This is a genomic window from Actinomadura sp. NTSP31 (assembly GCF_041951385.1).
GTDB lineage: Bacteria > Actinomycetota > Actinomycetes > Streptosporangiales > Streptosporangiaceae > Spirillospora > Spirillospora napierensis.
Genome location: NZ_JBGNUT010000011.1, coordinates 98,741 through 111,227, shown reverse-complemented (window position 1 = coordinate 111,227; position 12,487 = coordinate 98,741). Strand labels below are relative to the sequence as shown.

General features: G+C 73.2%; 8 protein-coding genes. 6 read left to right on the top strand and 2 right to left on the bottom strand.

The features are described 5' to 3' along the window. Positions 1-12 precede the first annotated feature (12 nt). From ACA514_RS20205 to ACA514_RS20185, 5 genes are all read left to right on the top strand, one after another. Positions 13-813, top strand: a complete 801-nt coding sequence (locus tag ACA514_RS20205; protein WP_375042730.1) for a hypothetical protein — start codon at positions 13-15, stop codon at positions 811-813. A 105-nt stretch (positions 814-918) separates the two neighbouring features. Beyond that, positions 919-2,187: a hypothetical protein gene (locus tag ACA514_RS20200; RefSeq protein WP_375042729.1), complete on the top strand. Its 1,269-nt coding sequence runs from the start codon at positions 919-921 to the stop codon at positions 2,185-2,187. 333 nt (positions 2,188-2,520) lie between these two features. Next, positions 2,521-7,071, top strand: a complete 4,551-nt coding sequence (gltB, locus tag ACA514_RS20195; RefSeq protein ID WP_375042728.1) for a glutamate synthase large subunit — start codon at positions 2,521-2,523, stop codon at positions 7,069-7,071. Positions 7,072-7,088: 17 nt separating this feature from the next. Next, positions 7,089-8,552, top strand: a complete 1,464-nt coding sequence (locus tag ACA514_RS20190) for a glutamate synthase subunit beta (protein ID WP_375042727.1) — start codon at positions 7,089-7,091, stop codon at positions 8,550-8,552. 73 nt (positions 8,553-8,625) lie between these two features. Then, positions 8,626-9,201 carry a GNAT family N-acetyltransferase gene (locus tag ACA514_RS20185; RefSeq protein ID WP_375042726.1) on the top strand — a complete coding sequence of 192 codons (576 nt, stop codon included), beginning with the start codon at positions 8,626-8,628 and terminating at the stop codon, positions 9,199-9,201. Between the two features lie 7 nt (positions 9,202-9,208). Here the strand turns inward: ACA514_RS20185 and ACA514_RS20180 are convergent, their stop codons facing one another. Beyond that, positions 9,209-10,636 (bottom strand): pyridoxal phosphate-dependent decarboxylase family protein, encoded by a 1,428-nt coding sequence (locus ACA514_RS20180; RefSeq protein ID WP_375042725.1) that lies wholly within the window; start codon positions 10,634-10,636, stop codon positions 9,209-9,211. 216 nt (positions 10,637-10,852) lie between these two features. Here ACA514_RS20180 and ACA514_RS20175 point away from each other — a divergent pair, with 216 nt between their 5' ends. Further along, on the top strand, positions 10,853-11,713 hold the full coding sequence (locus ACA514_RS20175; RefSeq protein WP_375042724.1) for a hypothetical protein: 861 nt from the start codon (positions 10,853-10,855) through the stop codon (positions 11,711-11,713). Between the two features lie 20 nt (positions 11,714-11,733). Here ACA514_RS20175 and ACA514_RS20170 read toward each other — a convergent pair whose 3' ends face one another. Further along, positions 11,734-12,444 (bottom strand): helix-turn-helix domain-containing protein, encoded by a 711-nt coding sequence (locus ACA514_RS20170; protein ID WP_375042723.1) that lies wholly within the window; start codon positions 12,442-12,444, stop codon positions 11,734-11,736. Positions 12,445-12,487: the final 43 nt, after the last annotated feature.

Sequence of the window (12,487 nt, the reverse complement as noted above, 5' to 3'; positions counted from 1 at the left end):
AAGCTCCGGGGCGTGATCGAGGCGCGTGATACTGGTTCCCCCGCGGCCGGGCGCGACGGCGCAGGGCAGGACTTCTGGCCGGAGGACAAGCCCCGCCGGAACCTCCCGAACCGCAAGCTGCTGTACGGAGGGGCGGCCGCCGTCGTGGCCGTGATCGTGATCGCGGTGGTGGCCGTGGTCGTCCTCGGCGGCGGTGGAGGCGGCGACGGCAAGGCCGCCGAGAAGGCGGCGCCGACCGCCTACACGCCCGACTTCAGCGGCGACGGGTTCGGCAAGATCGCCCAGCGCACCGCCGACAACCGGGCGATCACGCAGGGCGAGGCGTTCTCGGCGGACGCCAAGACCCTCAAGCAGGGCAAGTACACGATGACGCTCGCCGCCTCGGACCTGGCCTCCGACTGCAAGAGCGCCAGCTGGGGCTCCCGCCTGCAGGGCGATCTCGCCAAGTACGGCTGCACGCAGGTGGTCCGCAGCGCCTATGTGAGCCCGGACAAGAAGTACGTCGGCCAGTTCATGGTCGTGAACCTGGCGAGCCAGGAAGGGTCCGCGCAGGTGCTGCGGGACCTCGACAAGGCGACCGGCGCCGGCTGGCTGACGCCGCTGCAGCCCAAGGGCGTCCCGTCGTTCGGGCCGGGGTTCACCGCCGCCTACGCCAGCGTCTACGGCCACTACGCCGTGGTGACGTGGGTGGAGCGGGCCGGCGGCGCCCGTCCCGACTCGCTCAACGAGATGATCGACGTCAGCCTCGTGGTCGAGAACGCCGGGGACTTCCTCTACCAGCGGCTCGACCTGGCCGGCAGCGGGGCGTCGTAAGGTGCGCACCGGCGGAGAGCACGGTGACCGCGGCCGTCCGGGCCGCGCGGCGGGCCGTCCGGACGCGGGCGTGTCACCGGCGCGCCGGCAGTAGTCTGCGCCGTCGTGGAATCCGAAGACCCCGGCCGCCGCAGCGGCCGCCCGAGGCGGGCCCCGGCGGGCCGTTCCGGCCGCCGGCAGGCCGCCGCCCCGCGCAGGACCACGGGCCGGACGGGCGGACCCCGCCGGGTCGGGTCGCCGCGTGACGGCGCCGCCCGGCCGGAACGTTCCGGAGGGCGCCGCCGGGGCGAGCGTCCGGCGCCGCCGCCCGAAAGCGCACCGATCGATCCGGCACCTTACGGCGAGGACTACGGATCAGGGCCCGAGGCCTACCCGGACCCGTCGTACGCCGAGCCCTATGCGCAGCCCGGCTACCCGGATCAGGACGTCTACCAGCAGGAACCGGCCTACCCGGACGTCCCCTACGGCGATGGGGAACCCGGCCTCGAAGGCGGTCCGGCCGCAGCCCGCAGGCCCGCACGGACCAGGGGGCCCCGAGGGCGCGGCAAGGCCGCCAAGGGTGCCGCAGGACGTGCACCAGCCAAGCCGAAAGGCCTGGTCCGCCGGGGCGGGCCCGGGAAGGGCAATCCCGGCGCGAAGCTGTACTTCGGCGCCGCCGCGGCGCTCGCGGTGCTGGTGGTGATCGGGCTGATCGCGGCCGTGACGCTCGGCGGGGGCGGCGATGACGGGGACGGCAAGCAGGCGGGTGCCGCGCCGCGCAAGCCGGCGGGCACCGCGGCGGGCAATGGCCGGTCACCGGATTCCTACTCCAGTTCGCCCTCGTCCTCGGCGTACGCGTCCATCGCGTCCCGCAAGACCGACGCCAAGCCGCTGACGATCGGGGAGGCGTTCCCGTCGTCGGCGTCGAAGCTGTCCGTGGACGGCACGAACGTGCGGCTCACGCTGCGGGCCGAGAAGCTGGACGGCGACTGCACGGCCGCGGTGTGGGGCGCTTCGGTGGCGGCGGATCTGGCGCGCGGCGGCTGCACGCAGGCGGCCCGGGGGATCTACTCCGACACCCGGCACGGGTACGGGCTGGCGGTCGCGGTGTTCAACCTGGCGGGCGCGGCGGACGCCGACCGGTTCGTCGGGCTGCTGGACCGCACGCTCGGCGGCGGGTTCGTGCTGCCGCCGGCGGCTCCGGCACCGCTGGAGAAGTTCGGGCAGGGCTTCGGGATGGCGCGCGGGCTGGCGATGGGGCACTACGCGGTGGTGTCGTGGGCGCAGCGCCTGGACGGCTCGGGCGACGAGTCCGACGGGACGCTGCTGTCGCTGCTGATCGAGGGCGGCAAGGCCCCGGCGGTGCTCGGCCGCGCGGCCGCCGGGTCCCACTGAGCGGGACCGCCGGGACCGCCGGGGCCGCCGTCCGGCGGTGACTCGGAAACGTGCGCGTGTTTCAGGCGTGTTGCGGTTCCCGATCGGTAAACCTCGTCCCCCGGTGATGATCCTCACCAGGTCACGGCGTTGGGCGTCTTTCGGGACCCGGTAGCCTGGTCTAAACCACTCGGAGATGACACGCAGCCGATCGCCCTGGAGAAGTTTCGCGATCCGGTGCAGTCGGGCATGATCCCGGCAGTGATGTAATGTCATCTCACCGCAGCAGGGCCAACGTCGTCCCGGACTGCACTGACACGAAGCCAGTGACACACGACGACGACGGGAGGGTTGATGGCTGCTGCTGCCCTCACACCGGGCCGCCCCGGATCCCAGGGGCTGTACGACCCGGCGAACGAGCACGACGCGTGCGGCGTCGGCATGGTGGCCGACCTGCACGGTCGCAAGAGCCACGACATCGTCCAGAACGCCCTGACCGTCCTGAAGAACCTGGACCACCGCGGGGCCGTGGGCGCGGAGCCGGACGACGGTGACGGCGTCGGCATCCTCGTCCAGATCCCGGACGCGTTCTTCCGCGCGGAGTGCGGCTTCGCGCTGCCCGCGGCCGGCGCCTACGCGGCCGGCATCGCGTTCCTGCCCGCGGACGCCGAGGAGCGCGCCGCCGCGGTCGCGCACGTCGAGACGCTGTGCGCCGAGGAGCACCTGACGGTGCTCGGCTGGCGGGAGCTCCCGCACGACCCCGCGTTCACCGGCCCGGCCGCCCGCCGCGTCATGCCGCACTTCGCGCAGCTGTTCCTGGCGCCCGCCGCCGGCGGCCCGCACGCGGGCAAGACCGGCCTGGAGCTGGACCGCGCCGTGTTCTGCATGCGCGAGCGCGCCGAGCAGGACGTCCGGGTGTACTTCCCGAGCCTGTCCAGCCGGACGATCGTCTACAAGGGGATGCTGACGACCCCGCAGCTGGAGCCGTTCTTCCCCGACCTGTCGGACCGCCGCTTCAGCAGCGCGATCGCGCTGGTGCACTCGCGGTTCTCGACCAACACCTTCCCGGCGTGGGAGCTGGCGCACCCGTACCGGTTCATCGCGCACAACGGCGAGATCAACACCGTCCGGGGCAACCGGAACTGGATGCGGGCGCGCGAGGCGCTGCTGAAGTCCGACCTGATCCCCGGCGACATCTCCCGGATCTTCCCGGTGATCGACATCGAGGCGTCCGACACCGCCTCGTTCGACGAGTGCCTGGAGCTGCTGCACCTGGGCGGCCGGTCGCTGCCGCACGCGGTGCTGATGATGATCCCCGAGGCGTGGGAGAACCACGCCGAGATGGACGCCGAGCGCCGCGCGTTCTACGAGTTCCACTCCACCCTGATGGAGGCGTGGGACGGCCCGGCCAGCGTCAGCTTCACCGACGGCACCGTCGTCGGCGCGGTGCTGGACCGCAACGGGCTGCGCCCCGGCCGCTACTGGGTGACCGACGACGGCCTGGTCGTGCTGGCCAGCGAGGCCGGCGTGCTCGACATCCCGGCCGGCAAGGTCGTCCGCAAGGGCCGCCTGCAGCCCGGCAAGATCTTCCTGGTCGACACCGAGGCCGGGCGGATCGTCGAGGACGACGAGGTCAAGGCGGAGCTGGCCGCCGAGCACCCGTACGCGGAGTGGCTGCACGAGGGCCTGGTCCGGTTCGAGGAGCTGCCGCAGCGCGAGCGGGAGATCCCGACGCACGACACCCTCGTCCGGCGCCAGCAGACGTTCGGGTACACCCTGGAAGAGCAGCGGATCATCCTCGGGCCGATGGCGAAGACCGGCGCGGAGCCGATCGGGTCGATGGGCACCGACACCCCGATCGCGGTGCTGTCGGAGCGCCCGCGGCTGCTGTTCGACTACTTCAAGCAGCTGTTCGCGCAGGTCACGAACCCGCCGCTGGACGCGATCCGCGAGGAGCTCGTCACCTCGCTGCAGTCCACGCTCGGCCCGGAGGGCAACCTGCTGGAGCCCGGCCCGGACTCGTGCCGGCGGCTGGTGCTGCCCACCCCGATCCTGGACAACGACGAGCTCTCCAAGATCATCCACATCGACGACGAGGGGTCCCTGCCGCACCTGCAGGCCCACGTCGTGCACGGCCTGTACGAGGTCGCCGGCGGCGGCGAGGCCCTGGAGACCCGCCTCGAGGAGATCAACTCCGAGGTGAGCCGGGCCATCGAGGCCGGCGCGCGGATCATCGTGCTGTCGGACCGCGGCGCCGACTCCGCCCGCGCCGCGATCCCGTCGCTGCTGCTCACCGGCGCCGTCCACCACCACCTGATCCGGGAGAAGACCCGCACCAAGGTCGGCCTGGTGGTCGAGTCCGGCGAGGCCCGCGAGTGCCACCACATGGCGCTGCTCATCGGGTACGGCGCGTCCGCGATCAACCCGTACCTGGCGATCGAGACCGTCGAGGACATGGTCCGCGGCGGCGCCCTGGAGGGCGTCGAGGCCGAGAAGGCCGTCCGGAACCTGATCAAGGCGTACGGCAAGGGCGTCCTGAAGGTCATGTCGAAGATGGGCGTGTCGACGGTCGCGTCCTACACCGGCGCGCAGATCTTCGAGGCGATCGGCCTCGGCGAGCGCGTCGTGTCGCGCTGCTTCACCGGCACCACCTCCCGGCTCGGCGGCGTCGGCTTCGACGTGCTGGCCCGCGAGGCCGCCGAGCGGCACGCCCGCGCCTACCCGCCCGGCGGGAACGAGGCCGCGCACCGCACGCTGGAGATCGGCGGCGAGTACCAGTGGCGCCGCGAGGGCGAGCCGCACCTGTTCAACCCGGACACGGTGTTCAAGCTCCAGCACGCCACCCGCACCCGCCGCTACGAGATCTTCAAGGAGTACACCTCCAAGGTCGACGCGCAGGCGCAGAAGCTGATGACGCTGCGCGGGCTGTTCCGGCTCAAGGAGGGCGAGCGGACGCCGGTGCCGATCGACGAGGTCGAGCCGGTGTCGGAGATCGTCAAGCGGTTCTCCACCGGCGCGATGTCCTACGGCTCCATCTCCGCGGAGGCGCACGAGACCCTCGCGATCGCGATGAACCGGCTCGGCGGCAAGTCCAACACCGGCGAGGGCGGCGAGGACCCGGTCCGGTTCACCGCGGACGCCAACGGCGACCTGCGGCGCAGCGCGATCAAGCAGGTCGCGTCCGGCCGGTTCGGCGTGACGTCGGAGTACCTCACCAACGCCGACGACATCCAGATCAAGATGGCGCAGGGCGCCAAGCCCGGCGAGGGCGGGCAGCTGCCCGGCCACAAGGTGTACCCGTGGATCGCCAAGACCCGGCACTCCACGCCCGGCGTCGGCCTCATCTCGCCGCCGCCGCACCACGACATCTACTCCATCGAGGACCTCGCGCAGCTCATCCACGACCTGAAGAACGCCAACCCGGCGGCGCGGGTGCACGTGAAGCTCGTGTCCGAGGTCGGGGTCGGCACGGTCGCGGCCGGGGTGTCCAAGGCGCACGCCGACGTGGTGCTGATCTCCGGGCACGACGGCGGCACCGGCGCGTCCCCGCTCACCTCCCTCAAGCACGCGGGCGCGCCCTGGGAGCTCGGCCTCGCCGAGACCCAGCAGACGCTGCTGCTGAACGGGCTGCGCGACCGGATCGTCGTGCAGACCGACGGGCAGATGAAGACCGGCCGGGACGTCGTCGTCGCGGCGCTGCTCGGCGCCGAGGAGTACGGCTTCGCGACCGCGCCGCTGGTGGTGTCGGGCTGCATCATGATGCGGGTCTGCCACCTGGACACCTGCCCGGTCGGCGTCGCCACCCAGAACCCGGTGCTGCGCGAGCGGTTCTCCGGCAAGCCCGAGTTCGTGGTCAACTTCTTCGAGTTCATCGCCGAGGAGGTCCGCGAGTACCTCGCCGCGCTCGGGTTCCGGTCGCTGGAGGAGGCCATCGGGCACGTCGACATGATCGACGCCCGGGAGGCCGTCGAGCACTGGAAGGCGTCCGGGCTGGACCTGGCGCCGGTGCTGCACGCGCCCGAGACCCCGTACGGCGACGCGCCGCGCTGCGTCGCCGCGCAGGACCACGGGCTGGAGAAGGCGCTCGACAACACCCTCATCCAGCTCGCCGAGGGCGCCGTCGCGTTCGGCGACAAGGTCACCCTCGACCTGCCGATCCGCAACGTCAACCGGACCGTCGGCACCATGCTCGGCCACGAGGTGACCAAGAAGTGGGGCGGCGCCGGCCTGCCCGACGACACCGTCGACGTCACCTTCACCGGCTCGGCCGGCAACTCGTTCGGCGCGTTCGTCCCGCGCGGCATCACGCTGCGGCTGGTCGGCGACGCCAACGACTACGTCGGCAAGGGCCTGTCCGGCGGGCGGCTGACGCTGCGTCCCCCGGCGGACGCCCCGTTCGCCGCCGAGGAGCAGATCATCGGCGGCAACGTGATCCTGTACGGCGCCACCTCGGGCGAGCTGTTCGCCCGCGGCGTCGTCGGGGAGCGGTTCTGCGTCCGCAACTCCGGCGCCACCGCCGTCGTCGAGGGCGTCGGCGACCACGCCTGCGAGTACATGACCGGCGGCCGCGCCGTCATCCTCGGCCGCACCGGGCGCAACATCGCGGCCGGAATGTCCGGCGGCATCGCCTACGTTCTGGACCTGGTGGCCGACCGCGTCAACCGCGAGATGGTCGACCTGGAACCCCTCGACGAGGGCGACGAGGCGTTCGTCAAGGGCCTGGTCGAACGGCACCTCGCCGAGACCGGCTCGCAGGTCGCCGAGGGGCTGCTGGCCGGCTGGGACCCGGCCCGCTTCACCAAGATCATGCCGCGCGACTACCGGCGCGTCCTGGAGGCGATGGCCGAGGCCGAGGCGCAGGGACGCGACGTCGACGAGGCCGTCATGGCCGCGGCACAGGGCTGAGAGAGGGGGATTCCCACATGGCTGACCCGAAGGGTTTCCTGACCGTCCAGCGGGAGCTCCCGAAGCGCCGCCCCGTGGACGTCCGGATCAGGAGCTGGTCGGAGGTCTACGAGGACTTCGGCGCCGACCGGCTGGAGAAGCAGGCGAGCCGCTGCATGGACTGCGGCATCCCGTTCTGCCACCAGGGCTGCCCGCTCGGCAACCTCATCCCCGAGTGGAACGACCTCGTCTACCGCAAGGACTGGCACGAGGCGATCGAGCGGCTGCACGCCACCAACAACTTCCCGGAGTTCACCGGGAGGCTGTGCCCCGCCCCGTGCGAGAGCGCCTGCGTCCTCGGCATCAACCAGGACCCCGTCGCCATCAAGCGGGTCGAGGTCGAGATCATCGACCGGGCGTTCGCCGAGGGCTGGGTGCGGCCGCAGCCGCCCGCGGTGAAGACCGGCAGGAAGGTCGCCGTGGTCGGCTCCGGGCCGTCCGGGCTCGCCGCCGCCCAGCAGCTCACCCGCGCCGGGCACGACGTCACCGTGTACGAGCGCGCCGACCGGATCGGCGGGCTGCTGCGCTACGGCATCCCCGAGTTCAAGATGGAGAAGCGGCACCTCGACCGGCGCCTCGCCCAGATGCGCGCCGAGGGCACCGCCTTCAAGACCTCGGTGAACGTCGGCGTCGACATCACCGCCGACGAGCTGCGCTCGCGGTACGACGCGGTGGTGCTCGCCGGCGGCGCCACCGTCTGGCGCGACCTGCCCATCCCCGGGCGCGAGCTCAAGGGCGTCCACCAGGCGATGGAGTACCTGCCGCCGTCCAACAAGGTGCAGGAGGGCGACTTCGAGAAGTCCCCGATCGACGCCGCGGGCAAGCACGTCGTCGTGATCGGCGGCGGCGACACCGGCGCCGACTGCGTCGGCACCGCGATCCGGCAGGGCGCCGCGTCGGTGACCCAGCTGGAGATCATGCCGCGGCCGCCGGAGGAGCGCACCGGCGCCCAGCCGTGGCCGACCTACCCGATGCTGTTCAAGATGGAGAGCGCCCACGAGGAGCTCGCCGGCCTGGGCGGCGACCGGCTGTACGCGGTGTCCACCACGGAGTTCGTCGGCGACGCGGACGGCAACGTCCAGGCGCTGCGGATCGTCGAGGTCGGCGGCCCCGACACCGGTTTCAAGCCGGTCGAGGGCACCGAGCGCGAGATCCCCGCGCAGCTGGTCACCCTCGCCATGGGCTTCCTCGGCCCGCAGCGCGAGGGCCTGCTGGACCAGCTCGGCGTCGAGCTGGACCAGCGCGGCAACGTCGTCCGCGACCGCGAGTACAGGACCTCCGTGGACGGGGTCTACGCGGCCGGCGACATGGGCCGCGGCCAGTCCCTGATCGTCTGGGCGATCGCCGAGGGACGCGCCGCCGCGCACGGGGTCGACCAGTTCCTCACCGGCCACAGCGCCCTGCCCTACCCGATTCCGCCCACGGCGCGACCGATAGCCTGATCCGCGAACATTCGCCCGCCGTGCCTCCGGTGTCCGCCGGAGGCGCGGCGGCGTCGCGCGTACGGGGGTTACCATGCCGACCCGGCAGACCGAGGTCACCGACTGGCACCTGGAGCAGGTCGGCCCCGCCGACCTGCGCCCGGCGCGGACGCCCGACGTCCCCGTCGACATCGCCCGCGCGGAACTGCCCAGCCCCGAGCTGAGCCGGTACCTGTACACCGCGGTCGGCGGCGACCACTACTGGACCGACCGGCTGGCCTGGACCTACGACCAGTGGCTCAACTGGCTGTCGCGGCCCGGCGTGGAGACCTGGGTCGCACACGTCCGCGGCACCCCCGCCGGTTACGCCGAACTCGACCCGCAGCCCGACGGCATCGTCGAGATCAGCTGCTTCGGCCTGCTGCCCGCCTTCACCGGCCAGGGCATCGGCGGGCACCTGCTCACCGTCGGCACCGCCCGCGCCTGGGACCTCGCCGCCCGCTGGGACGACCGCAAGCCCACCCGCCGCGTCCGGCTGACCACCAGCTCCCATGACGCCCCCGCCGCGCTGAAGAACTACCAGGCCCGCGGCTTCCGCGTGTACGACGTCACCGTCGCGACCGCCACCGTCGGCCACACGCCGCCCGGCCCCTGGCCCGGCGCCCGCTGACCCCGCTCTACGGCGCCAGGCCCGCCGCCAGCTCCCGCAGCACCTCCACCAGGCGCTCCACGTCGGCCCTCGTCGTCCGCCAGTTCAACGGCGCCGGACGGAACACCGTCATGCCCCGGTAGGTGCTGGTGCCCGCATACACCCGGCCGTCCTCCAGCAGCGCCTCACCGAGCCGCGCGTTCAGCTCGTCCAGCCGGTCCTCCGGCACGCCCGGCGGACGGTACCGGAAGCACGCCACGCACAACTGCACCGGCGCCAGCAGCTCCAGATCGGGCGCCTCCTCCACCAGCTTCCCCAGATGGGCCGCGACATCGAGGTGCCGCTCCACCATCGCCCGGTACCCGTCCCGCCCGTATGCCCGCAGCGTCGCCCAGATCGGCAGCGCCCGCGCCCGCCGCGACGACTCCGGCCCCAGCATGTTGTAGTTGACCCGCTCACCGTCCTCGCCCGGCAGGTACGCCGCGCCCCACGCCCCGAACGCCCGGCTGAGCATCGCCGGATCCCGGACGAACGAGAACCCGCTCTCGTACGGCACGTTCAGCCACTTGTGGCCGTCCGCCGTCACCGAATCCGCCCGCTCCACACCCCGCGCCAGGTGCGCCGAACGCGGCGACAACGCCGAGAACAGCCCGAACGCCCCGTCCACATGCAGCCACGCCCCGTGCCGCTCCGCCAGATCCGCCAGCTCGGCGATCGGATCGGAGTCCCCGGTGTTCACCTCCCCGAGGTTCGCCACGATCACCGCCGGACCGCCCGCCTCCGCCAGCGCCGCGTCCATCGCCGCCAGATCCACCCGCCCCGCGTCGTCGCGCGCGAACACCCGCAGCGTGTCCCGCCCGCAGCCGAGGATCTGCAGCGCCTTGCGGGTGCTGACGTGCACCAGCCCGCTGCTGAACACCGGCATCACCGGAAGCCCCCCGAGACCGCGCGACGCGACGTCCACACCGTGCCCGGCCGCCCACCAGTGCCGCGCGCACGCCAGCCCCGTGACGTGCGCGAGCGTCGCGCTCGGCGTCAGCACCCCGCCGAACGACGCGGGCAGCCCGAACAGCTCCTTCAGCCACCGCAGCACCACCGTCTCCGCCCGCGCCGCCAGCGGCGACGTCAGCCACAGCCCCGCCGCCTGGTCCAGCAGCGACGCCGTCCAGTCGCCCGCCATCGCCGCCGGCGTCGAACCGCCCACCACGAAATGGAAGAACCGCGGCCCGGACGAGTGCGTCGCCGCCCCCGTGCCCACCCGCACCAGCCGCTCGACCGCCGCCACCGACCCCTCGCCCCGCTCCGGCAGCGGCCCGTCCAGCTCGTCCAGCAGCACGTCCATCGCCCGGTCGTGCACCGGACGCTCCGCCAGCCCGCCCAGATACGGCTCCGCCGCCTCCGCGACCAGCCCCAGTGCGGCCGCCGCGATGTCACGTTCGTCCAGAGGATCACTCATGGCACCAGAACACCACACCGCGCGCCCCGCTGATCACCCGAAATGGCCCCTCATTCCGGACAGGTCACCCTTGTGATCACCGGACCGATCCGCTACCGTCCCGCCCGTCCCGCACGCGGGACGCCACGGGCCCGGTCGCCCACCGCTGGGGCGGCCGGGCCCGCCGCGTCCGATTCCTGCAAGACCCCTCACCAGGCGCCCCCTACGGTGAGCCGCATGAGAACGCTGCACGCCACCGACCTGCACCGCGCCTGGGAATTCATGCGGCTCAACGCCCGCCTCATCGACCGCCACCGCTTCGCCCTCCACTTCCGCGACGCGGCCCCTGAACCCCTCCTCGCCGCCCTCGCCGCCTACGAGAACCCCGACGGCGGGTACGGCCACGCCCTCGAACCCGACCTCCGCGGCGAAGCGAGCCAGCCCGTCCCCGCCCAGCACGCCCTCGACGTCCTCCACCAGGCCCGCGCCGGCGACCACCCCGCCGTCGACCGCATCGCCGGCCACCTCGCCGCCGTCACCGCACCCGACGGGGGAGTGCCCTTCGTCCTGCCCACCGTCCACGACGCACCCCACGCCCCCTGGTGGCAGACCGCCGACGACCCGCCCGGCGCCATCAACCCCACCGCCACCCTCGCCGGCATGCTCCACCGCGCCCGATCCCGCCACTCCTGGCTCGACACCGCCACAGCCTTCTGCTGGAAACACCTCGAAAACCCGGACACCGACCCCGGCCCCTACGACGTCCTCGCCACCCTCACCTTCCTCGACCACGTCCCCGACCGCGACCGCGCCGAAGCCACCTTCACCCGCCTCCGCGACACCCTCACCCACCACGCCGCAAGCGACCACCACAGCGTCCTCGACTTCGCCCCCGCACCCGGCGGATACGGACACCGCCTCTTCGCCGCCGACGCCATCGGCGACGCGCTCGACGCCCTCATCGACGCCCAGCACGACGACGGCGGCTGGGACGTCGACTTCCTCATCTGGACACCCGTCACCCGCCCCGAATGGCGCGGATTCATCACCGTCGAACGCCTCAGGACACTGCGCGCCTACGACCGCCTCAAGCCCTGACCCGCATCAACGCGCCGTAACTACAGGAGCGCCGTGAGAGGCTCGCCCGCCAGCGCCCGCACCTCGTTCGCGAAATGCGGCTGATCGGCGAAGCCCGCCGCATACGCCACATCCGCCAACGGCACCCCCGACCGCGCCAACGCCAGCGCACGCTGGAACCGCAGCACCCGCTGCAGCACCTTCGGCCCGTACCCGAACGCCGCCAGCGAACGCCGCCGCAACTGCCGCTCACCCAGCCCCAGCGCGTCCGCCACGTCCCGCACCGACCCCTCCGCCAGCCCCGCCACCACCGCCGGCACCAGCGGATCCACCGGCTCCACCCGCGCCGCCCGCGCCCGGAGCGCCGCCACCAGCACCTCCCGCCGCGCCTCCAGCGACCCCGCCCCCGCCACCGCGTCGGCCAGCCCGTCCGCCGCACCGCCCCACAGCTCCCGCAACGGCACCCGCGCGTCCCGCAACGCGTCCGCCGGCACCCCCAGCACCGGCGGCGCCGCCCCCGGCCCGAACCGCACCGCCGCCATCCGCGTCCCCGGACGCACCGCCGCCGGCATCGGGCCCGTGTCCGGCCCCGCCACCTGGATCCCGTCCGCCGACCAGATCACGTCCACGCAGCCGTCCGGCACCACCCGCTGCACGAACGGCTCCGCCCCCGCCGGCAGCGCCGCCGTCCACGAGCAGACCAGCCCCGCCCCGCGCTCGGGGACCTCGCGATAGCCCGTCGGGTTCACCATTCCTGCATACCACTCGCCCGCCCGGGCAGGGGAGGCGGAGAAC

Bases quoted from the DNA above. Each gene is read 5' to 3' on its own strand.
- ACA514_RS20185 (WP_375042726.1), top strand. From the start codon at position 8,626: ATGCCGACCCGGCAGACCGAGGTCACCGACTGGCACCTGGAGCAGGTC.
- ACA514_RS20175 (WP_375042724.1), top strand. From the start codon at position 10,853: ATGAGAACGCTGCACGCCACCGACCTGCACCGCGCCTGGGAATTCATG.
- ACA514_RS20170 (WP_375042723.1), bottom strand. From the start codon at position 12,444: ATGGTGAACCCGACGGGCTATCGCGAGGTCCCCGAGCGCGGGGCGGGG.
- gltB (WP_375042728.1), top strand. From the start codon at position 2,521: ATGGCTGCTGCTGCCCTCACACCGGGCCGCCCCGGATCCCAGGGGCTG.
- ACA514_RS20190 (WP_375042727.1), top strand. From the start codon at position 7,089: ATGGCTGACCCGAAGGGTTTCCTGACCGTCCAGCGGGAGCTCCCGAAG.
- ACA514_RS20180 (WP_375042725.1), bottom strand. From the start codon at position 10,636: ATGAGTGATCCTCTGGACGAACGTGACATCGCGGCGGCCGCACTGGGG.